Raw genomic sequence first — 22,274 nt, forward strand, 5'->3', positions numbered from 1 at the left:
GACGCACGGCAGACACGAGAAGGGCCGCCCACCGGATTCGGTGGGCGGCCCCTTCGCTTGCGGAACTTACGGGGTCGGGGCGCTCATCGTCAGGCTCTTGATGCGCACCTCGGTCTTCGGCTTGCCCTCGCTCGGGGCCGCGGACGGGTCCGCGGCCGGCGCCGACGGGTCCGGCACCACGCCGGCCTCCGCGACCTTCTTCACCAGGTCCAGACCCTCGGTCACCTTGCCGATGACCGTGTAGTTCGCGTCGAGCTGGGCGATGTCCTTGTAGACGATGAAGAACTGGCTGCCGGTCGAGGCGGGCTGGCCGTTGTTCGCCATCGCGACGACACCCTCGCCGTAGGCCGGGCGCTTGCCGGTCGGCAGGTTCTCCTCGGCGTAGCGGTACGAGGGGCCGCCGTAGCCGGTGGCGAACGGGTCGCCGCACTGCAGCACGTAGATGCTCTGCAGCACCAGGCGGTGGCAGGTGGTGTCGTCGAAGAACTTCTTGCTGGCCAGGTAGGTGAAACTTTCCGCCGTGCACGGGGCGTGGGCGGTGTCGACCTCGATCTTGATCGTGCCGACGCTCGTGTCCAGCGTCATCGTCTGGGTGCCGGTGCGCGCCTCACCCGTGGCCGGGGGCTTGCCCACGTCCTTGGTGTTCTTCGCCAGCTCCGGGTCCGGCGCCGCGCTCGCGCTCGGGTCGACCAGCGGCTGCCAGGCGCACGCTCCGGGGGCGCCCGCGGAGCCCGACGGGTTCGCCGAGGCCGCGTCCTTCTTGTCGTCGCCGCTGGTCAGCGCGATCACCACCCAGGCCGCGATGAGCACCACGACCAGGGCGCCCGCCCCGGCGGCGATCGTCGTGTTCCTACGGCGCCGGATTCGGGACTGCTCGGCCCGGTCGGCCATCTCCCGTTCCAGCCGCGAACGCGCCGCGGCGCGCTGACGGTCCCGGTTGGTGCTCACGGTTGGTACTCCTTGCTCAACAGGGATGGGGTGGACTTCACGCTTCAGGAGTTGCTGGAGGCGCCGGCCGACGGCGCGGCGGAGGCGGAGGTCGAGGCCGCTCCGCTCGTCGACGGGACGGGCTCGGGCTCCGCCGGCGCCTGGTCGGTGACGGTCAGCGAGCTGATCTTCACTTCCTCGTTGGGCTTGCCGCCGCCGGCCTGGATCGAGCCGTCGTTGCCGGCCGCGCCGATCTTCTGCAGCACGTCGAGGCCGCCGACGATCGTGCCGAAGACCGTGTAGTTCGGCGGGAACTGCTGGTCCTTGAAGACCAGGAAGAACTGGCTGCTGTTGGTGTTCGCGCCGGAGTTGGCCATCGCCAGCGTGCCGGCCGGATACAGCGCGGTGTCCGCCGCCGGGGCGGAGGCGTCGGCGGGCGCGCTCGGGTCGGCCGACGGGGCGGTCGGCGACGGCAGGTTCTCGTCCGGGAAGCGGTACGCCGGGCCGCCGCTGCCGGTGCCGGACGGGTCGCCGCACTGCAGGATGGTGTCCGTCGAACGGTGGCAGGTCGTGTTGTCGAAGAACTTCTTCCCCGCCAGGTACCGGAAGCTGTTCACGGTGCACGGCGCCTTGCTCGGGTCGAGCTTCGCGGTGACCGTGCCCTGGCCGAGCGTGATCGTCATCGTCTCGACGCCGTTCTTCACGACGTCGTTCACCGGCGGCTTGCCGACGTCGACGATGCCCGTGGCCTGGTCGACGGAGGTGTACGCACACTCCGCGGCCACGGCCGGGGCGGGAGAGAAGCCACCGGTCTTCCAGATCACCACCACGACCAGCAACGCGAGCACCACGGCCGTGCCGATGCCCGCCTGCCACTGACGGCGGCGCCGCGCCGCGGCCGCCCTCCGGGCAATCTGTCGCTCGGTCTTGGCCCGCGCCAGAGCGCGCTGCCGGCTCTTACTGGAAGCCACCTGTGCTCCCCTCCAGGAAAATACATTTGGGTGCCACGTCACACGCCCGCCAGAGTGTACGGGTAGAACCCGGAATGCGGGTCGCCGCCCGGTCACGGTTCGCTGTGCCTGACCTCCGGATAGGGTCTAGCTGGTCATTGATCAGGCATCGACAGTGAGGAGCGCCGCCGTGCTGGTTGCCGGTTTCCCGGCCGAGGCGTTCGGGACCAACTGCTTCGTGGTGGCCCCCGGGCCGGGTGAGCAGTGCGTGGTCATCGATCCGGGCATCGGGGTGACGGACCGCCTCGACGAGGTGCTGGCCGAGCATCGTCTCCAGCCCGCCGCGGTGCTGCTCACGCATGGTCACCTCGACCATACGTTCTCCGTGACGCCGGTCTGCGGCGCGCGCGGGATCACCGCGTACATCCATCCCGACGACGCCGAGATGCTCGCCGACCCCACGAAGGGCCTGAGCACCGACCTCACCGCGCTGTTCGGGGGCCGGCTGACGTGGAGCGAGCCGGAGGACGTGGCGCCGCTGCAGGACGGCCTGGTGCTCAAGCTCGCCGGGCTGGAGCTGACCGTCGACCACGCGCCGGGGCACACCCGCGGCTCGGTGATGTTCCGCGGGGGCGACGGCGACGACCGGCTGTGCTTCTCCGGCGACGTGCTCTTCCGCGACTCGATCGGCCGCACCGACCTGCCCGGCGGGAGCATGGAGCAGATGATGGCGAGCCTGCGGGACAAGGTGCTGACGCTGCCCGACGAGACCGTCGTGCTGCCCGGGCACGGCCCCGAGACGACCATCGGCCGCGAGCGGGCCCGCAACCCCTATCTCCGTGAGGCGCTCGAGGCGCCGCGTAAAGGCTGGTAGACACCGATGACCCGACCCACGCCGCTGTCCGGCTTCCCGGAGTGGCTTCCCGCCCAGCGCATCGCCGAGCAGCAGGTGCTCGACCGGCTGCGCCGCACCTTCGAGCTCTACGGCTTCTCCTCGCTGGAGACCCGGGCCGTCGAGCCGCTCGACCAGCTGCTGCGCAAGGGGGAGACCTCCAAGGAGGTGTACACCCTCCGCCGCCTCCAGGCCGTCGAGGGCGAGGACGAGGTGAGCCTGGGGTTGCACTTCGATCTGACCGTTCCGTTCGCCCGCTATGTGCTTGAAAATGCCGGAAAGCTCCAGTTCCCGTTCCGGCGGTACCAGATCCAGAAGGTGTGGCGGGGCGAGAAGCCACAGGCCGGACGCTACCGCGAGTTCCTGCAGGCCGACATCGACATCGTCGACCGCGACACCCTCCCGCCCCACTATGAGGCCGAGATCCCGCTGGTCATCGGCGACGCGCTGCGCTCGCTGCCGATCCCGCCGGTCAAGATCATGGTGAACAACCGCAAGCTGTGCGAGGGCTTCTACCGCGGCCTCGGACTCTCCGACCCCGAGGAAATCCTCAGGATAGTCGACAAGCTGGACAAGATCGGCCCGAACGCCGTCGCCCAGCTCATCGTGGCGGCCGGCGGCAGCGAGGCGCAGGCCAAGGCGTGCCTCGCGCTGGCCGAGATCCGGGCCCAGGACGCCTCCTTCGCCGACGCCGTGCGCGCGCTCGGCGTCGAGCACCCGCTGCTCGACGAGGGCGTGAGCGAGCTCGCCGCGGTCGTGGAGACGGCCCGGGAGCACAGCCCCGGCCTGGTCGAGGCCACCCTGAAGATCGCCCGCGGGCTCGACTACTACACCGGGACCGTCTACGAGACGGAGCTGGCCGGCTACGAGCAGTACGGCTCCATCTGCTCCGGCGGCCGGTACGACAACCTGGCCAGCGCGGGCAAGGACGTCTTCCCGGGCGTGGGCATCTCCATCGGCGTGTCCCGCCTGCTCGGCCTGCTCTTCGACGCCGGCGAGCTGGCCGTCAGCCGCCCCACCCCGACCGCGGTGCTCGTCGCGCTGTGGAGCGAGGAGGAGCGGGCGACCAGCAACCGCATCGCCGCCGACCTGCGCGCCCGGGGGATCGCCACCGAGGTCGCGCCCGTCCCCGCGAAGCTCGGCAAGCAGATCCGCCACGCCGAGCGCCGGGGCATCCCGTTCGTGTGGTTCCCGGCCAGCGCCTCGGCCGAGGGCGGCGATCAGGTCAAGGACATCCGCTCCGGCGAGCAGGTGCCCGCCACGAGCGCGGAGTGGACCCCCCCGGCCGAGGACATGGCGCCGAGACTGCAGTGAAAGAATGTGGGTGACTTTGCGTAGTTCGCCGAAGGAGACCCCGTGATCCGATCCCATGAGTCCGGCACCCTGCGTGGCGCCGACGCCGGAACGACCGTGACGCTGGCCGGCTGGGTGGCCCGCCGCCGCGACCACGGCGGGGTCATCTTCGTCGACCTGCGCGACGCCTCGGGCGTGGTCCAGGTCGTCTTCCGCGAGGAGATGCAGGCCGCGCACGCGCTGCGCAACGAGTACTGCGTGCTCGTCACCGGCGAGGTGCGCCTGCGCCCCGAGGGCAACGAGAACCCCGACCTGCCCACCGGCGCGGTCGAGGTCGTCGCCACCGGGCTCGAGGTGCTCTCGGAGGCCGCGCCGCTGCCCCTGCCGATCGACGACAGCGAGGCGGCAAGTGACGACGTCCGCTACCGGTACCGCTACCTCGACCTGCGCCGCTCCGGCCCGCACAAGGCCATGAAGCTGCGCAGCCGGGCCAACCAGATCGCGCGCAACCTGCTCGCCGACCGGGACTTCGTCGAGGTCGAGACCCCGACGCTGACCCGCTCCACGCCGGAGGGCGCCCGCGACTTCCTGGTGCCGGTCCGGCTGCAGCCCGGCACCTGGTATGCGCTGCCCCAGTCGCCGCAGCTGTTCAAGCAGCTGCTCATGGTCGGCGGCCTGGAGCGGTACTACCAGATCGCCCGCTGCTACCGCGACGAAGGCTTCCGGGCCGACCGCCAGCCCGAGTTCACCCAGCTCGACATCGAGATGTCGTTCGTGACCCAGGACGACATCATCGAGCTCGGCGAGTCGATCGTCCGGGCGCTCTGGTCCGACCTCGCCGGGCACGAGATCAACGGCGAGATCCCGCACCTGACCTGGCACGACGCGATGGCGCGCTACGGCTCCGACAAGCCGGACCTGCGCTACTCGGTGGAGCTGACGGAGCTCACGCAGTACCTGCGCGGCACCGAGTTCCGCGTCTTCGCCGGCGCGATCGACGCGGGCGGCTATGTGGGCGCGGTCGTGATGCCCGGTGGCGCCGCGCAGACCCGCAAGGAGCTCGACGGCTGGCAGGACTGGGCCAAGGCGCGCGGCGCGAAGGGCCTGGCCTACGTGGTGCTCGACGCCGAGACGGGCGAGGCCCGCGGCCCGGTCGCCAAGAACCTCTCCGCCGAGCACCTTGGCGGCCTGGCCGACACGGTCGGCGCCAAGCCCGGCGACGCGGTCTTCTTCGCCGCCTCGACCGAGCGGCGCGAGGCGCAGGAACTGCTGGGCGCGGCCCGCATCGAGATCGCCAAGCGGGCCAAGCTCGTGGACGAGAGCGCGTGGGCGTTCTGCTGGATCGTCGACGCGCCGATGTTCGAGCCCACCGACCCGGAGGCCGGCGGCACCGGGGGCGGAGCCAAGGGCTGGACGGCCGTGCACCACCCGTTCACGTCGCCGAACCGCGAGTGGATCGACCGGTTCGAGGAGTCGCCCGGCGAGGCCCTCGCCTACGCGTACGACATCGTCTGCAACGGCAACGAGATCGGCGGCGGATCGGTCCGTATCCACCGCGGCGACGTGCAGCGGCGCGTGTTCGACATCCTCGGCATCTCCGCCGAGGACGCCGCGGACAAGTTCGGCTTCCTGCTCGAGGCGTTCAAGTACGGCCCGCCGCCGCACGCCGGCATCGCCTTCGGCTGGGACCGCATCTGCATGCTGCTCTCCGGCGCGGAGTCGATCCGCGAGGTCATCGCGTTCCCGAAGACCGGCGGCGGCTTCGACCCGCTCACCGGCGCGCCGACCCCGATCACCAAGGAGCAGCGGGCCGAGGCCGGCGTCGACGCCAAGCCCAAGGCCCCGGTCCCGGCCGACGTGAAGGTCCCGGTCGAGCGCTCGAATTGAGCTCCGGACTGTAGGGTCGGGGGCCGTGGACGGCTTGTTCGAAGTTGGTGGCAGCCCGGAGCTCCCAGGCGGGGATCCGGGCGCCGCCGGCGGCTTCACCGAGGTGGCGGGCGACGCGCCGCTCGCGGTCCGGATGCGCCCGGCGAACCTCGACGAGCTCGTCGGCCAGCAACACCTGCTGGCCCCGGGCGCGCCGCTGCGGCAGCTGGTCGGCGGCGCCTCGCCGATGTCGGTGATCCTCTGGGGCCCGCCCGGCTCCGGCAAGACCACCATCGCGCACCTCGTCGCCGGATCCACCGACCGGAAGTTCGTCGCGCTCTCGGCCCTGTCGGCCGGGGTCAAGGACGTGCGCGCGGTCATCGACACCGCCCGCAAGGAGCGCCGCCGCGGCGGCCCGCCCACGGTGCTGTTCATCGACGAGGTGCACCGCTTCAGCAAGACCCAGCAGGACTCGCTGCTGGCCGCGGTGGAGGACCGCACCGTGACGCTGCTCGCGGCCACGACCGAGAACCCGTACTTCTCCGTCATCTCCCCGCTGCTGTCGCGCTGCGTGCTGCTGACCCTCCAGCCGCTCACCGACGACGACGTGCGCGCGTTGCTGGACCGCGCGGTCACCGACGCCCGCGGGCTGGACGGCGCCGTGTCGCTCGACGCCGACGCGGAGGCGCATCTGGTACGGCTGGCCCGCGGCGACGTCCGCAAGGCGCTCACGGCCCTCGAGGCGGCCGCGGGGGCCGCGATCGCGCAGGACATGGCCACCGTCGACCTCGCGACCGCCGAGAAGGCCGTGGACGTGGCCGCGCTGCGCTACGACCGCGACGGTGACGAGCACTACGACGTGGTCAGCGCCTTCATCAAGAGCATCCGCGGCTCCGACGTCGACGCGGCCCTGCACTACCTGGCCCGCATGATCACGGCGGGGGAGGACGCCCGGTTCATCGCCCGGCGCATGGTCATCTCGGCCAGCGAGGACATCGGCATGGCCGACCCGACCGCGCTGCCGATCGCGACGGCCGCCGCGCACGCCGTCGAGTACGTCGGGCTGCCCGAGGTCCAGATCGTCCTCGCCCAGGCCGTGATCCATCTCGCGCTCGCGCCGAAGTCCAACGCGGTGGTCGCGGCCATCGGCGCGGCCATGGCCGACGTGCGCTCCGGGCACGGCGGTGCAGTTCCCGCGCATTTACGCGATTCGCATTACAAGGGGGCGAGCCGGGTCGGGCACGGGAAGGGGTACAAATACCCTCACGACGATCCGCGCGGCGTGGTGCAGCAGGAGTACGCCCCGGAAGGGATTCGCGACCGGGAGTACTACCGCCCGAAGGGCCATGGCGCGGAGCGCGCCGTGGCGGAACGATTGCCCAAACTGCGGCGTATCGTGCGGGGGACCGGAGCGACCGGAGCCTCCGGGGCAGGTGACGCTCCGGAGCCGAACAGCAGCGTGGAGGAGCGACACCGGTGAGTTCGGGTCGAGACGAGGCCAAGAAGCGGCGCGGCCGCGGCAAGGCCGATCCAGGCTCGAGCGAGGACGAACTCGGCTGGCTGGCCGAGCTGCGCGGCGTGGGCAACGACCCGGCGGACGACTTCGGCGCCCAGGCCCCCGGCTACGGCGCGCCGGCCGCGGCGGACGTGCTCGATGGGGTGAATCCGCGCCGCGCGGTGCCGCCGCAGTCGCGCGGTGACGCCCCGGCCAACGCGGGCCCCGGCACTGGTGGCTTCGCGCCCGGTAACTCCGGCGGCTTCCCTCCCGGCGGTCCTGGCGGGTCCGGTGGTGCTGGTCGCGGCGGTCCCGGTGGCGGCGGTCCTGGTGGCCCCGGCGGTTCCGGCGGTCCCGGTGGCGGTGGTCCCGGCGGTGCTGGTCGCGGGGGTCCCGGTGGCGGTGGTCCTGGCGGCCCCGGTGGTGCTGGTCCCGGTGGTGCTGGTCCCGGTGGTGCTGGTCGCGGCGGTCCTGGTGGTCCCGGCGCCGGCGGTTCCGGCCTTGGTGGCGGTGCCGGCGCGCCTGATGCCGAGCCGCCGTCGGGGCGGTCGGGCGGGCGCTCCCGTTCGTCCCGGTCGGGTGCCGAGGCTCCCGCGCCGCCGGCCGAGCCGACGCAGGCCTGGCGTGTGCCACGCGACGCCGCCGGCCCGGCCACCGAGGCGATGCCGACCTGGCGTCCCCCGCGCGACGTGCTGCGCGAGTCCACCGAGGCCGCCCCGCCGCCTCCGGCCGCCGCCGCACCCGCCGCTCCGGCGAACCCGGACGCGACGCAGGCCTGGCGCGTGCCCCGCGGAGCCACGCGCGAGTCCACCTCGGGATCCCGGCCGGCCGATCCTCGCCGCGAGTCCGCCACGGATCCCCGCCGCGAGTCGACGTCTGGCTCTCGTCCTGCGAACCCGTCGGATCCGCGGCGTGAGCCGGCGTCCGGTGCTCGTGCCGCGAATCCGTCGGATCCGCGGCGTGAGTCGACGTCCGGCTCTCGTGCCGGGAGCCCGTCGGAGCCCCGGCGTGAGCCGGTCGCGGAGCCGCGGCGTGAGTCGGCGTCCGGTGCTCGTGCCGCGAATCCGTCGGAGCCTTGGCGCGAGCCGGCCGCGGATCCCCATCGGGAGTCCACATCGGACTCCCGCGAGCCTTGGCGCGAGCAGCGGTCCGCCGGGGGTGCCGAGGGCGGGTCGCGCGGGCGCCGTACGGCTCGCGAGATGGCCGCCGCCTGGGAAGCCACCGCCGCCGCCACGCTGGCACCGTCCGACTCGGCGCCTCCGGGACCTCCCGCCGCGCCGCCGGCCGGGGGCGGGCGTCGGCGTGCGCCTGAAACCGAGGCCGAGCCGCCGGCCGGACGCCGGGCCGCCCATGCGCTGCCCGAGCCGCGCCGGGGCGAGACCGAACCCCCGGCCGGACGGCGGTCGGCCGGTCCCGCCGGTGGCGGTGGTCGCCGGCACGCGGCCGAACCCGACGAGCCCGCCGCCTTCCACACCGGCCACCCCGGCCCGGCCCCCGACCAGCGCACCGGCGAAGTCCGCGGCGGCGACCCGCGCGGCGGCGATGCCCGCGGCGGTGACGTGCGCGGTGGCGGCCCTCGGACCGGTGACGTGCGCGGCCCCGACCAGCGCACCGGCGACGTGCGCGGTGGCGATGTCCGCGGTGGCGGCTCTCGGACCGGTGACGTGCGCGGCCCCGATCAGCGCACCGGCGACATACGTGGTTCCGATCAGCGCGGCGGCGACCTGCGCGCTCCCGATCAGCGGGGCGGCGACGCGCGTGGCTCCGATCAGCGTGGCGGTGACGTCCGGGGTGGCGACGGGCGGGGCCGTGACCAGCGCACCGGCGAGGTCCGAGGCGGCGACCCGCGCACCGGTGAGACCCGCGCCGGCATGCCCGCCGAGGCCCCGAGCCGCCGCGGCCCCAACGGCCCCGGCAACGGCCCCGGCAGCGGCCAGGGCAACCAAGGCAACCAGAGCAACCAAGGCAACCAGGAAGGCCCCGGCGGTCGTGGCGGTCCCGGGGCGGGTCAGGGCGGTCCCGGCGGTCCCCGTGGCCGCGGCGGCCAAGGCGGCCAGGGTGGCCCGGGCGGACCCGGCGGCCGTGGCGGACCCGGCAACGGCCAGGGAGGCGGCCCGCCCGGCAACGGCAGGGCTCCCGGTGGCCGGTCCCAGGCCGACGGCCCGCCGCCGAAGCCGTTCGTCGATCTCGCGCGCTTCGATCCCAACCCGGTCACGTATCGCGGCACGGCCAGCTCGCCCGCCGCGTTCGACTGGGAGTCTACGACGCAGATCGCGCCGTTCGGGCTGCTGCAGCGGGCTCAGGTCAAGCGGGTGCGGCAGCTGCGGTACTTCACGATCATCTTCCTGGTGCTCGCCGTCGTCAGTGCGCCGGCCGCGTTCTTCGTCATTCGCGAGCTCTCGCGCGATCCCGTGTTCGCCGAGCTCGATGATCTTGATCTGCCCGAGTGGGCCGCTCGCAACCCCACCGACGGGGCGGTCGGCAGCCGGTGGTGCATCAACGAGTGCCGGTCTCGCCAACGTACGTGGGAGTCCGCGCGCGGGCCCGACGAGACCAACCGCGCCTTCGTGGGCAAGCTACGCGATGCCGGCTGGGTGGAGTGGAGCATCCCCGACTGCCAGGCCGAGGGCGTGGACGGCATCGAGACGTGCTGGCAGCGCGACGAGTACGTGCTCGACCTGTGGGTCCGCGCCGCCGTCTGCGACGTGAAGGGCGCCCGCCCGACGATCAGCGCCGCCCCGCCCCCGAGCGCCGGCGCGAAGACGCCGACCGCGAAACCGTCGGCGAAGGCGTCCGAGGCCGTGCCGGGCGGCGAGGGCGATCCCGGTCCGGCGCCGACGGCGATCTGCCCGCTGGCCGTCACGACGATCAAAGTTTTCAATCGCATCAGTTACGACCCCGGGGGCGGTGGGCAACCCGGCCCGTGAACCGCGCGAAGTGAAAGCGCACATCCTGCGCCGGTCGAAGCGCGGCAATGCATCACGGAGGGTAGGGTTCCTCCGTTGGAATCACGCATTCATGCGGGTTGAGGAGGAACGGCGTGACCGTGTCCCTGGGCGGTATCGCGGCGCTGGTGGCGTCGGGTGGCTTCTTCGTGCTCGTCCTCGTGCTGGCCGTGCCCATCCTGCGCGCGCGGCACACGATCGACGCGGCCACCGGTGCGCTGCGCGACGCCGCCAACCAGACCACGCCGATGCTGGAGCGGGTCAACACCACCATCGACAACGTGAACACCGCGCTGACGCAGGTGCACACCACGCTCGACGGGGTCAACATGCAGCTCGCGCGGATCGACACGATCACCGAAAACGTGTCGCACGTCAGCGCGAACGTTGCGAACCTGTCCACGGTGGTCAGTGCGGCCGCGGCCAACCCGCTGGTGAAGGTCGCCGCGTTCGGCTACGGCGTGCGCAAGGCCGCGGCCAACCGGCGCCGTGACGCCGACGAGGCCGAGGTCCGCGAGCAGATCAAGCAGCGGCGCAAGCGCGGCTGAGCAAAGCGGCCGACTGAAGGTACGACCAACACAACAAGGGAAGGGTTGAGCCATGCGGCGTCTGCTGTGGCTCGGAATCGGACTCGCCGTCGGGGCGCTGGTGGTCCGGGCGGTCACCAAGAAGGCCCAGGCCTTCACCCCGCAGGGCATCGCGGCGTCGGCGCGGGACGGTGCCGTGGGCATCGCCGCCGGAGTGCGCAACTTCGTCGACGACGTGCGTGACGGCATGGCCGAGCGCGAGGCCGAGATCCAGGCCGCGTTCGCCGACGGCCTGACCCTCGATGACGACCTTTACCCGGAAGGCCCGCAGTACCGATGAGAACCGCCGAGATCAAGCGACGCTTCCTCGCCCATTTCGAGAACAACGGGCACACGGTGGTGCCGTCGGCTCCGCTGCCGGCGATCGCGGACCCCAACCTGCTGTTCATCAACGCGGGCATGGTCCAGTTCGTGCCGTTCTTCCTGGGCCAGCGCACCCCGCCCTACAGCCGGGCCACGAGCGTGCAGAAGTGCATCCGCACGCCCGACATCGACGAGGTCGGCAAGACCAGCCGGCACGGCACGTTCTTCCAGATGAACGGCAACTTCAGCTTCGGCGACTACTTCAAGGAAGGCGCCATCAAGCTGGCCTGGGAGCTGTCGACGAACTCCGTCGCCGACGGCGGCTTCGGGCTGGACCCGGAGCGCATCTGGGCCACCGTCTACCTCGACGACGACGAGGCCATCGACATCTGGCGGCGCACCGGCCTGCCGGCCGAGCGCATCGTGCGCCGCGGCAAGAAGGACAACTTCTGGTCGATGGGCATCCCGGGCCCGGCCGGCCCCTGCTCGGAGCTGTACTACGACCGCGGCGACGCCTACGGCAAGGCCGGTGGCCCCGAGGTCGACGAGGACCGCTACCTGGAGTACTGGAACCTCGTCTTCATGCAGCACGAGATCACCAACGTGAAGTCGAAGGAGATCTTCGACATCGTCGGTGACCTGCCCAACAAGAACATCGACACCGGCATGGGCCTGGAGCGCATCGCCTCCATGCTGCAGGGCGTCGACAACCTGTACGAGATCGACGAGGTCCAGCCGATCCTGGCCAAGGCCGCGGAGCTGACCGGCAAGCGCTACGGCCAGGGCGTGTCCCACGTCGCCGCCGAGAGCCACCCTGACGACGTGCGCCTGCGCGTCATCGCCGACCACGTGCGCACCGCGCTCATGGTCATCTCCGACGGCGTCATCCCGAGCAACGAGGGCCGCGGCTACGTGCTGCGCCGGATCCTGCGCCGCGCGATCCGCTCGATGCGCCTGCTCGGCTGGCAGGAGGGCCCGGCGCTGCCGCTGCTGCTGCCGATCGCCCGCGACTGCATGGCCCCGTCCTACCCCGAGGTCGCCGAGGAGTACGACCGGATCTCGCAGTACGCGTACGGCGAGGAGGAGCGCTTCCTGCAGACCCTCAACGCCGGTACCACGATCCTCGACCTGGCCGTCACCGAGACGAAGGCCAAGGGCGGCAAGCTGCTGGCCGGTGACAAGGCGTTCCAGCTGCACGACACCTACGGCTTCCCGATCGACCTGACCCTGGAGATCGCGGCCGAGCAGGGGCTGCGGGTCGACGAGGACGGCTTCCGCCGGCTCATGGCCGAGCAGAAGGCCAACGCCAAGGCCGACGCCCAGGCGCGCAAGACCGGCCACGCCGACCTCTCCGCCTACCGCGCGGCGCTGGAGGAGGGCGGCCCGGTCGAGTTCACCGGCTACCGCGAGGTCGCCCGCGAGTCCCGGGTCCGCTCCCTGCTCGGCGCGAAAGTGGCGGGGGAGGGCGAGGAGGTCTCGCTGATCCTCGACGCGACCCCGTTCTACGCCGAGAGCGGCGGCCAGCTCGCCGACTCCGGGTTCATCACGCTCGGCGCCGGCCGGGTCGAGGTGCTCGACGTCCAGTCGCCGCTGCCCGGCCTCATCGTGCACCGCGCCCGCGTGGTGGCCGGCGAGGTCCACCCCGGCGACACCGCGTACGCCGAGATCGACGTCGACCGGCGCCGGGCCGTGTCCCGCGCGCACACCGCGACGCACCTGATCCACCAGACGATGCGCAACTTCCTCGGCGAGTCGGCGACCCAGGCGGGCTCGCTCAACGCCCCGGGCCGCCTGCGCTTCGACTTCAACACCCCCGGGGCCGTGCCCGCGAGCGTTTTGCACGACGTGGAGCAGCAGGTCAACGAGGTGCTCCTGCGTGACCTGCTGGTGCACGCCTTCATCACCTCGCAGGAGGAGGCGCGCAAGATCGGCGCCATGGCGCTGTTCGGCGAGAAGTACGGCGACGAGGTCCGGGTCGTCGAGGTCGGCGACTACGCCCGCGAGCTGTGCGGCGGCACCCACGTCGAGCGCTCCTCGCAGCTCGGCCTGGTCAAGATCCTCTCCGAGGCGTCGGTCGGCTCCGGCGTGCGCCGCGTCGAGGCCCTGGTCGGCCTGGACGCGTTCAGTCACCTGGCCCGCGAGCACGTGCTCGTGTCCCGGCTGGCGGAGCTCTTCCGCGTGCCCGGCGACCAGGTCGCCGATCGCGTCGAGCAGACGGTCGCCCAGCTGCGCGACGCCGAGCGCGAGCTGGAGAAGCTGCGCACGCAGGTCGTGCTGGCCGGCGCCGGCGCGCTGGCCGAGGGGGCCCGCGACGTGCGCGGCGTCGCGTTCGTCGGCACCGAGGCGCCCGAGGGCACGTCGGCCAACGAGGTGCGCACGCTGGTGCAGGAGATCCGCGGCCGCATCCCGGCGGAGCGCCCGGCCGTCGTGGCCGTGACCTCGCGGGCGGGCGGCAAGGCGTCGCTGGTCGTGGCCGTCAACGCGGCCGGCAAGGACCGCGGCCTCAAGGCGGGCGACCTGGTCAAGGGCGCCCTGTCCGGCCGTGGCGGCGGCAACGCCGACCTCGCGCAGGGCGGCGGCGTCCCGGCCGCCGAGGCGCCGAACCTGCTCGCCGCGGTGGAGAAGGCCCTGTAAACAGCAGCAAAAAAGAGGGCGGTCCCGGAAGGGGCCGCCCTTTTGCTGTCCGTGCCGATTCGCCGAAATCCGAATTACCGGACTCATCACCCTAGTGGGGGACAGTCCACGCAACCGGCGTGTCGGACGGTGACGCGGCGCGCACGGGCCGCGTCACCGTCCGGAAAACCCTGTCCGGACAACGGTTCAAGCCCGTCTTAAGTCTTCCGTAACGGGCACCCGGGCGAGCGGGGGGTGGCGCGCAACGGTGCGCGAAGCGGCTAGGGTGCGCGTGTGGAGCAGTGGACTCGGGGAAGGCGTCTCGGCATCGACGTGGGGTCGGTGCGGGTCGGTGTGTCCGTGTGTGACCCCGACGGCATCCTCGCCAGCCCCGTGGCCACCGTCGCGCGAGACCAGAAGACCGAGCCGGACAAGCAGCCGTCCGACATCTCGGAGATTCTCCGGTACGTCGCCGAATACGAAGCCGTCGAGCTCGTCGTGGGCCTGCCGATCAATCTGGCCGGCCGCGAGGGTCCGGCGGCGACCCTCATCAGGCAGTACGCGGATCGGCTGGCCGCCGCGGCGGCGCCGGTGCCTGTCGTGCTGACGGACGAGAGGATGTCCACCGCCACGGCAGCACGTAGGCTGTCGGAGCGCGGCGTCCGAGGCAAACGCCAGCGCGCGGTCGTCGACCAGGCGGCCGCGGTGGAGATCCTGCAGGGTTGGCTCGACGCCAGGCGTGCCGGAGCAGTTCGTGGCTGAGCGCCCAGGAGGCAGAGTGCAGATGGACGAGCTGGATCTGGCGTGGGAGGACGAGGAGCGGCCGCGTCACCGGCACCGTTCCAACTCCAACTCCGCCCCGGCCAGGAAGCGCAAGAAGGGCCGCGGCGGCAAGACCTTCCTCGCCTTCTTCATCAGCCTGCTGGTCGTCGGCGGCCTCGCTCTGGGTGTGTGGGTCGGCATCGACAAGGTCAAGGACATGTTCAACGCCCCCGACTACAACGGCGGGGGCACCGGTGAGGTGACGGTCGAGGTCGTCCAGGGCCAGCTCGCCGCCGACATCGCCAACACCCTGGTCGAGAAGGACGTCGTCAAGAGCGCCAAGGCGTTCATCGAGGCGGCCAAGAACGACGAGCGCAGCCGCAAGCTCCAGGCGGGCTTCTACAGCCTCCGCAAGCAGATGAAGGCCTCGGCCGCGCTGTCGCTCATGCTCGACCCGCGCAGCCGCGTCGTGAACAAGGTGACCCTGCCCGAGGGCCTGACCTGGCAGGACACGTTCAAGAAGCTGGCGGACGTCACGAAGATCCCCTACGCGGACTTCGAGAACGCGGCCAAGGACCCGAAGGCGCTCGGCGTCGGCGACGTCTGGTACACGCGGCAGGACAAGAAGGAGCGCGACCCGGGCATCGAGGGCTTCCTGTTCCCGGCGACCTACGACCTCCCGCCGAACGTCGACGCGGCCGGCATCCTGAAGATCATCGTCGCCCGGTTCAACCAGGAGATCGAGAAGATCGGCTTCATCGACACGGTCCAGAGCGCGCTGCACATCTCGCCCTACGAGGCGCTCGTGGCGTCGTCGATCGCCCAGGTCGAGGGCCTCGACAAGGACCAGGCCGGCATCGTGCGGGTGCTGTACAACCGCGTCTACAGCGGCAAGTTCCCGTGCAACTGCCTGCAGGTCGACAGCACGGTCAACTACTACCTGCGCATCACGAACAAGGGCGCCAAGCCGTCGACCGAGCTGCTCAACAGCGAGATCCACAACAAGAACAACCCGTACAACACGCACGACTTCCCCGGCATGCCGCGCGGCCCGATCAGCAATCCGGGCAACAGCGCGCTGAGCGCGGCCATGAACCCGCCGAAGTCGGACTACTACTACTTCCTCGCCATCAACACGCAGGGCGACACCGCGTACGCCAAGACGTACCCGGAGTTCCAGTCGCTGTGGACCCAGGCGCAGAAGAACGGCGTGAAGTAGGTGCCCCGTGCCGCGGTGCTCGGCAAGCCGGTGGGCCACTCGCGCTCACCGGCGATCCACCGCGCCGGGTACGTCGCGGCGGGCCTGGGCGGCTGGACGTACGACGCCATCGAATGCGACGAGAGCGCCCTGGCGGATCTGGTCGGCGGGCTCGGCCCCGAGTGGGCCGGGCTCTCCCTGACCATGCCGCTCAAGGAGGCGGCCCTGCGGGTCGCGAACCTCGTCGACCCGTTCGCGGCGGCGATCGGCGCCGCGAACACGCTCGTGCGCCGTCCGTACGGCTGGCACGCGTACAACACCGACGCCCCCGGCATGGTGCGAGCCCTGCTGGAGGCCGGCGTCTCCCGGACACCGGCCGTGGCCCTGCTGGGCGCCGGCGGCACGGCGAGGGCGGCGATCGCGGCCGCGGCCAGCCTGGCGGCGGACGTGACGGTCTACACGCGGCGCCCGGAGGCGGCCGAGGAGCTGCGCCCGGTGGCGGAGGCCCTCGACGTGGAGCTGACGGCAAAGCCCTGGACGGCCGCCGCGGAGGCGGCCACGGCCCCGGTCCTGATCTCGACGGTCCCGAAGGGCGCGGCCGACCACCTGGCGGTCGCGGACTTCTCCGCGCGGCCCGTGGTCTTCGACGCGATCTACGACCCCTGGCCGACCCCGCTGGCGGCCGCGGCCCAGGACGCGGGCTGCCCGATCGTCTCGGGCCTGGACCTGCTCCTGTGGCAGGCGGTGGACCAGTTCGAGCTCTTCACCTCGGCCAAGGCGCCCGTCGCCGCGATGCGCGCGGCCCTCACCGCCACCAGGTGAGATCACCGCGGCCCAGCGGGCCGCCGGGTAACACGCACGTGACAAACTGGCGAGCGTGCTGCGCTGGTTGACTGCTGGGGAATCCCATGGCCCGGCGCTCGTCGCGATCCTCGAGGGTGTGCCCGCCGGGGTGGAGCTGACGAGTGCGTCCGTGGCGGCTGAGCTCGCCCGTCGACGCCTCGGCTACGGCCGTGGCGCGCGGATGGCCTTCGAGCAGGACGTCGTCGAGTTCATCGGCGGACTCCGGCACGGGCTGACGCTCGGCAGCCCGGTCGCGATCCGGGTGGCCAACAGCGAGTGGCCCAAGTGGGAGACGGTCATGGCCGCCGACCCGGTCGACCCCGAGCTCCTCGCCGCCCAGGCCCGCAACGCCCCGCTGACCCGGCCCCGGCCCGGCCACGCGGACCTGGCGGGCATGCAGAAGTACGGCCACACCGACGCCCGCCCGATCCTCGAGCGCGCCAGCGCCCGCGAGACCGCCGCCCGGGTCGCCGTGGGCACGGTCGCCAAGGCGATGCTGCGCCAGGCCCTCGGCATCGAGATCGTCTCGCACGTCATCGAGCTCGGCTCGGTCGCGGCCAAGCCCGGTCTGCTGCCCACCCCCGACGACTTCGAGCGCATCGACGCCGACCCGCTGCGCTGCCTCGACCCGGAGGCGAGCGCCCGCATGGTCGAGGAGGTCGACGCGGCCAAGAAGGACGCCGACACGCTGGGCGGGATCGTGGAGGTGCTGGCGTACGGCGTGCCCCCGGGCCTCGGCAGCCACGTGCAGTGGGACCGCAAGCTCGACGCCCGCCTGGCCACCGCGCTCATGTCGATCCAGGCGATCAAGGGCGTGGAGATCGGCGACGCGTTCACCCAGGCCCGCTCGCGCGGCTCGGTCGCCCACGACGAGATCGTCAACACCCCCGACGGCGTCAAGCGCGTCACCGACCGTGCCGGCGGCCTCGAGGGCGGCATCACCACCGGCGAGCCCCTGCGCGTGCGCGCCGCGATGAAGCCGATCTCGTCGCTGAACCGCGCCCTGCAGACTGTCGACGTGACCACGGGCGAGGCGGCGACGGCGATCAACCAGCGCTCGGACGTCTGTGCCGTGCCGGCCGCGGCCGTCGTGGCCGAGGCCATGGTCGCCCTGGTGCTGGCCGAGGCGGCGCTGGAGAAGTTCGGCGGCGACTCGGTGCCGGAGATCCGCCGCAACCTGACCGGCTACCTCGAGAACCTGGTGATCAGGTGAGCCCGCGCGCGGTGCTCGTCGGCGCGCCCGGGGCCGGGAAGACCACGGTGGGGGAGCTGCTCGCCGGGCACCTCGGCGTGGCGTTCGCCGACGCCGACGCCCTCATCGAGGCCGAGGCCGGCAAGCCCATCCCCGAGATCTTCTTCGACGAGGGCGAGGAGCACTTCCGGGCCCTCGAACGCGCCGCGATCCGGTCCGCCCTCGAGGGCTTCGACGGCGTCCTCGCCCTCGGCGGCGGCGCGATCATGGCCGAGGAGACCCGCAAGGCGCTGGCCGGGCACACGGTCGTGTACCTCTCCGTCGAGTTCGCCGACGCCCTGTCCCGCGTCGGCCTCGGCGCCGGCCGCCCCCTGCTCGCCCTCAACCCCCGGGCCACGCTCAAGCACCTGCTCGACCAGCGCCGCCCGCTCTACGAGGAGGTGGCGACCGTGACCGTGCCGACCGGCGGCCGCACGCCCGAGGAGATCGCCGAGCAGCTGGCGGCGGCGGTATGAAGCTCGTCGACGTGTCCGGCTACGCCGTGCAGATCGGCCGCGGTGCCGGTGACGCCGTCGCGGACCTGGTCAAGGGGGCCAATCAGGTCGCCGTGATCTTCGCCGGCCCGGTGCGCGCGCACGCGGCCCGCATCGAGGCCGCCCTGACCGCGGCGGGCGCCACGGTGCTGCCGATCGAGGTCCCCGACGCCGAGGCCGGCAAGGACATCGAGGTCGCGGCCCGCTGCTGGGACGAGCTCGGCGCGGCCGCCTTCACCCGCACCGACGCGGTCGTCGGGGTCGGCGGCGGCGCGGTCACCGACCTGGCCGGCTTCGTCGCGGCGTGCTGGCTGCGCGGCGTGCGCCTGGTGACGGTGCCGACGAGCCTGCTCGGCATGGTCGACGCGGCCGTCGGCGGCAAGACCGGCGTCAACACCGCGGCCGGCAAGAACCTCGTGGGCGCGTTCTACCCGCCGGCCGGGGTCCTGTGCGACCTGGCCGCCCTGGACACCCTCCCCGCCGAGGACCTGCTCGCGGGCATGGCCGAGATCGTCAAGTGCGGCTTCATCGCCGACCCGGTGATCCTGGACCTCGTCGAGGCCGACCCGGCCGCGGCCCTCGACCCGCGCGGCGACGTGCTCGCCGAGCTGATCGAGCGCTCCGTGGCCGTCAAGGCGCGCGTGGTCTCCGAGGACCTGCGCGAGAGCGGCCTGCGCGAGATCCTCAACTACGGCCACACGCTGGGCCACGCGATCGAGCGGCGGGAACGGTACCGCTGGAAGCACGGCCACGCCATCAGCGTCGGCCTCGTCTACGCCGCCGAGCTCGGCCGGCTCTCGGGCCGCCTCGGCGCGGACGTGGCCGATCGGCACCGGGCCATCCTCGAGCGCCTCGGCCTCCCGGTCTCCTACCCGGCCGACGCCTGGGAGGACCTCCACGCCGCGATGCGGGTCGACAAGAAGGCCCGCGGCTCGATGCTGCGCTTCGTGGTGCTCGACGCGCTGGCGGCGCCCGGCACGCTGGAGGGTCCCTCCGACGAGCTGCTGCGGGCCGCGTACACCGCCGTGGCGGCGTAACCACCCTCGAAGGCCGGGATTCCTGGCGGGAGCGACGGTCCGGACCCCGGCGGACCCGAGCAATAATCCCCCGTCAGGGTATAAATCCGACATGTCGTGTCACGCAGTGTCCGGCATGTCGGGTGCGGCGTGCTCAGGCGGCGGGCACGGCCGCCAGCGGTGCCGCGACCGGTGGACGCATCCGCAGGTAGAGCAGCCCGGCCACGGTACCGACGACCGCCGCGACCACCGCCTCCGGATACCCCGGCGCGCCGGTCGGGAGCAGGAAGAGCGCCAGGCCCACCGAGCCCCACACGGCCGCCTGCGGCACCCGGCGCAGGCCCGCGGCCAGGGGCACGAAGGCCCACAGCAGGTACCACGGATGCACGACGGGCCCGAGCAGGATGATCGAGCTGAGCGCCAGCCCGAGCCCGGCCACCGGGTTCGGGGCGCGCAGCAGCGCCCAGCCCGCCAGCAGGCAGCCGGCCACCGCGGCCGCCGTGCGGATGATCTGCATCGGCTCGGGCCAGCCCACCGCGCCGAGCAGCAGCCCCAGGTCGGTGCTGAAGGACAGGCCGTTGCGCACCGACGTCGGGGTGCGCATCGCGCCGATCCAGCCGAGGCCGAGCCCGGACGCGAGCTGCAGCCCGGCGGCCGACGCGGCCGCGGCCGCCCCGATGCGCAGCCACGCGCGCGGGGCGAGCACCAGCACGGTGAGCAGGGCCAGCGCGGCCGGGGCCTTGATCAGGGCGGCGGCGCTGATGAGGGCGGCGCCGAGCGCGGGGTGGCGGCGGAGCGCGGCGTAGATGCCGGCCGTCATGAGGCCCACCATGAGCGCGTCGTTGTGCATGCCGGCCACCAGGTGCAGCAGGAGCAGCGGGTTCAGGGCGCCGAACCACAGGGCCCGCTGAGGCGGGACGCCGACGCGCGCCGCGATGCCGGGCAGGCACAGCACCACCAGGGCCACGCCGGCCAGGGAGATCAGGCGGAAGGCCCAGACGCCGAGCATCACGTGCTCGCCGGTGAGGTTGACCACGGCGGCGGCCGCGCGCAGGAACAGCGGGCCGTAGGGCGCCGGGGTGTTCTGCCAGATCGCGGGGACCTCCGCGGCGAAGGGGCCGCCCATGGTGCTGGGGCCGAACTTGTACGCGTCGAACCCCTCGTGCACCATCGCGCCCTGGGCCAGGTAGCTGTACACGTCCTGGGAGAACATCGGCGGGACGAGCACCAGCGGGGCCGCCCAGCACAGCAGCGTCCGCACGAGGTCGGCCGGGCTGTGCTCGTCCAGCGTGCGCCGCAGCCGCAGCCAGGCGCCGCACAGCAGGGCGATCCCCACGTAGGCCGCCGCGATCGCCACCAGGGGGAAGTGCCGCAGCTCACGGATCACCGGCCAGTGGGCGAACGGGTCACCGCGTTCGGGAAGAGCGCCGGCGGCCAGACCGCCCAGTGCGATGGCGACGGATCCGGCGAAGCCCAGGGTACGGTTGAGGAGGTCCGGTCTTCCCACCCCGGCACGCTGGCAGAGTCAGGTGTCTCGATGGATACGGAAAGATGAACACGGGCCGCTGTGCCCGGTACACTGCGTCGGGCCACTCCTGCCTTCCCGGTACACTTCACCGGGCCTTTTCCCGCGTACCGCTCGGGATCACATCTTCCCGGTCCGCTGGGCCGGCAGTGACGAAAGTGACGTCGAATCACATGGCATCCACGAACGACCTGAAGAACGGCCTGGTGCTCAACCTCGACGGCGACCTGTGGACCGTCGTTGAGTTCCAGCATGTCAAGCCGGGCAAGGGCGGCGCGTTCGTGCGGACCACCCTCAAGAACGTGCTCTCCGGCAAGGTGGTCGACCGTACGTTCAACGCCGGCACCAAGGTCGAGACCGCCACCGTCGACAAGCGCACGATGCAGTACCTCTACGCCGACGGCGAGGACTTCGTGTTCATGGACCTGGACACGTACGACCAGATCACCGTTCCCGGCGGGGTCGTCGGCGAGGCGAGCAAGTTCCTGCTCCCCGAGGCCGAGGTGATCGTCGCCACGCACGAGGAGGCGCCGCTCTACGTCGAGCTGCCGACCTCGGTGATCCTCGAGGTCACCTACACCGAGCCGGGCCTGCAGGGCGACCGCTCCACCGGCGGCACCAAGCCGGCCACCGTCGAGACCGGCGCGACCGTCAACGTGCCGCTGTTCATCTCGACCGGCGAGAAGATCAAGGTCGACACCCGCGACAGCCGTTACCTGGGCCGGGCGTGACCGGTCCGGAGCGAAGCGGAGGGGCCGGTCACCAGGGGCGCAGGCCCAAGTCGCGGCGCCGGAGCGAAGCGGAGGCGGCGTGACCGGGAACAATTCTTTTCTGGGCGGTGACGTCACCGCCCAGATGACGGCCCGCCGCAAGGCTCGCAAGCGGGCCCTGGACGTGCTGTACATGGCCGACCTGCGCAAGGAGTCGCGCGGGTCGGTCCTGGCCGCCTACGTGGCCAACCTGGAGGAGCCGAAGCCGTCCTACCTGCCCTACACGGTCCGCCTGGTCGAGGGCGTCGAGGACCACTCGGCCCGCATCGACGAGCTGCTGGCCAGCTACGCCGAGGGCTGGACGCTGGAGCGGATGCCGGTGGTGGACCGCAACCTGGCCCGCATCGCCGTCTACGAGCTGCTCTACAACGACGAGATCGACAACCCGGTGGCGATCACCGAGGCGGTCGAACTGGCCGAGACGCTCTCCACCGACGACTCGCCCCGCTTCCTCAACGGCATCCTGGGCCGGATCGCGGACTACGCCACCTGAGGGTGCTTTCCGGGGCCCGGACCGCGTCACCTGCGGACCGTTCCTCCCGGGCGACTCGGGCCGGGGCCCAG

At 72.4% G+C, this 22,274-nt stretch carries 19 protein-coding genes; 16 read left to right on the top strand and 3 right to left on the bottom strand.

Features of this window, described 5'->3' with window-relative positions; genetic code table 11:
• Window positions 1–66 precede the first annotated feature (66 nt).
• A complete protein-coding gene (locus AC6JBM_RS54955) occupies window positions 67–948 on the bottom strand; it encodes a peptidylprolyl isomerase (protein WP_497981381.1) in 882 nt (293 codons plus the stop codon).
• A 44-nt stretch (window positions 949–992) separates the two neighbouring features.
• Window positions 993–1,898, bottom strand: a complete 906-nt coding sequence (locus AC6JBM_RS54960) for a peptidylprolyl isomerase (protein ID WP_497981382.1) — start codon at window positions 1,896–1,898, stop codon at window positions 993–995.
• Between the two features lie 169 nt (window positions 1,899–2,067).
• On the opposite strand from AC6JBM_RS54960, the gene AC6JBM_RS54965 reads away from it, so the two are divergent.
• The 14 genes from AC6JBM_RS54965 to aroB all read left to right on the top strand — a co-directional run bounded on the left by AC6JBM_RS54965 (window position 2,068) and on the right by aroB (window position 19,436).
• Window positions 2,068–2,751: an MBL fold metallo-hydrolase gene (locus AC6JBM_RS54965; RefSeq protein WP_350612616.1), complete on the top strand. Its 684-nt coding sequence runs from the start codon at window positions 2,068–2,070 to the stop codon at window positions 2,749–2,751.
• A 6-nt stretch (window positions 2,752–2,757) separates the two neighbouring features.
• Window positions 2,758–4,083, top strand: a complete 1,326-nt coding sequence (gene hisS / locus AC6JBM_RS54970) for a histidine--tRNA ligase (protein WP_497981383.1) — start codon at window positions 2,758–2,760, stop codon at window positions 4,081–4,083.
• 42 nt (window positions 4,084–4,125) lie between these two features.
• Window positions 4,126–5,949, top strand: coding sequence for an aspartate--tRNA ligase (gene aspS / locus AC6JBM_RS54975; RefSeq protein ID WP_497981384.1), 1,824 nt, complete (start codon window positions 4,126–4,128; stop codon window positions 5,947–5,949).
• Between the two features lie 25 nt (window positions 5,950–5,974).
• Window positions 5,975–7,408 (top strand): replication-associated recombination protein A, encoded by a 1,434-nt coding sequence (locus tag AC6JBM_RS54980; protein ID WP_497981385.1) that lies wholly within the window; start codon window positions 5,975–5,977, stop codon window positions 7,406–7,408.
• A gap of 1,214 nt (window positions 7,409–8,622) precedes the next feature.
• Window positions 8,623–10,350: a hypothetical protein gene (locus AC6JBM_RS54985; protein WP_497981386.1), complete on the top strand. Its 1,728-nt coding sequence runs from the start codon at window positions 8,623–8,625 to the stop codon at window positions 10,348–10,350.
• 119 nt (window positions 10,351–10,469) lie between these two features.
• A complete protein-coding gene (locus AC6JBM_RS54990) occupies window positions 10,470–10,916 on the top strand; it encodes a DUF948 domain-containing protein (RefSeq protein ID WP_497986745.1) in 447 nt (148 codons plus the stop codon).
• 52 nt (window positions 10,917–10,968) lie between these two features.
• Window positions 10,969–11,235 (top strand): hypothetical protein, encoded by a 267-nt coding sequence (locus AC6JBM_RS54995; protein ID WP_497981387.1) that lies wholly within the window; start codon window positions 10,969–10,971, stop codon window positions 11,233–11,235.
• Window positions 11,232–13,892 (top strand): alanine--tRNA ligase, encoded by a 2,661-nt coding sequence (alaS, locus tag AC6JBM_RS55000; RefSeq protein WP_497981388.1) that lies wholly within the window; start codon window positions 11,232–11,234, stop codon window positions 13,890–13,892. Before AC6JBM_RS54995 ends, alaS begins: the two co-directional genes overlap by 4 nt.
• Before the next feature lie 273 nt (window positions 13,893–14,165).
• Complete coding sequence (gene ruvX, locus AC6JBM_RS55005) at window positions 14,166–14,633, top strand: Holliday junction resolvase RuvX (RefSeq protein ID WP_350612604.1); 468 nt, start codon at window positions 14,166–14,168, stop codon at window positions 14,631–14,633.
• 22 nt (window positions 14,634–14,655) lie between these two features.
• A complete protein-coding gene (mltG, locus tag AC6JBM_RS55010; protein ID WP_497981389.1) occupies window positions 14,656–15,852 on the top strand; it encodes an endolytic transglycosylase MltG in 1,197 nt (398 codons plus the stop codon).
• A 15-nt stretch (window positions 15,853–15,867) separates the two neighbouring features.
• Window positions 15,868–16,653: a shikimate dehydrogenase gene (locus AC6JBM_RS55015; protein ID WP_497986746.1), complete on the top strand. Its 786-nt coding sequence runs from the start codon at window positions 15,868–15,870 to the stop codon at window positions 16,651–16,653.
• A 55-nt stretch (window positions 16,654–16,708) separates the two neighbouring features.
• Entirely contained in the window at window positions 16,709–17,887 is a 1,179-nt protein-coding gene (gene aroC, locus AC6JBM_RS55020; protein ID WP_497981390.1) for a chorismate synthase, read from the top strand.
• Complete coding sequence (locus tag AC6JBM_RS55025; RefSeq protein ID WP_497981391.1) at window positions 17,884–18,381, top strand: shikimate kinase; 498 nt, start codon at window positions 17,884–17,886, stop codon at window positions 18,379–18,381. Before aroC ends, AC6JBM_RS55025 begins: the two co-directional genes overlap by 4 nt.
• Window positions 18,378–19,436, top strand: coding sequence for a 3-dehydroquinate synthase (aroB, locus tag AC6JBM_RS55030; RefSeq protein ID WP_497981392.1), 1,059 nt, complete (start codon window positions 18,378–18,380; stop codon window positions 19,434–19,436). Before AC6JBM_RS55025 ends, aroB begins: the two co-directional genes overlap by 4 nt.
• A 133-nt stretch (window positions 19,437–19,569) precedes the next feature.
• Here the strand turns inward: aroB and mptB are convergent, their stop codons facing one another.
• Window positions 19,570–20,922 carry a polyprenol phosphomannose-dependent alpha 1,6 mannosyltransferase MptB gene (gene mptB, locus AC6JBM_RS55035; protein WP_497981393.1) on the bottom strand — a complete coding sequence of 451 codons (1,353 nt, stop codon included), beginning with the start codon at window positions 20,920–20,922 and terminating at the stop codon, window positions 19,570–19,572.
• A gap of 191 nt (window positions 20,923–21,113) precedes the next feature.
• On the opposite strand from mptB, the gene efp reads away from it, so the two are divergent.
• Window positions 21,114–21,671: an elongation factor P gene (gene efp, locus AC6JBM_RS55040; protein WP_497981394.1), complete on the top strand. Its 558-nt coding sequence runs from the start codon at window positions 21,114–21,116 to the stop codon at window positions 21,669–21,671.
• A 124-nt stretch (window positions 21,672–21,795) separates the two neighbouring features.
• Complete coding sequence (gene nusB, locus AC6JBM_RS55045) at window positions 21,796–22,203, top strand: transcription antitermination factor NusB (protein ID WP_497986747.1); 408 nt, start codon at window positions 21,796–21,798, stop codon at window positions 22,201–22,203.
• Window positions 22,204–22,274 lie beyond the last annotated feature (71 nt).

Source organism: Dactylosporangium thailandense (assembly GCF_059739745.1).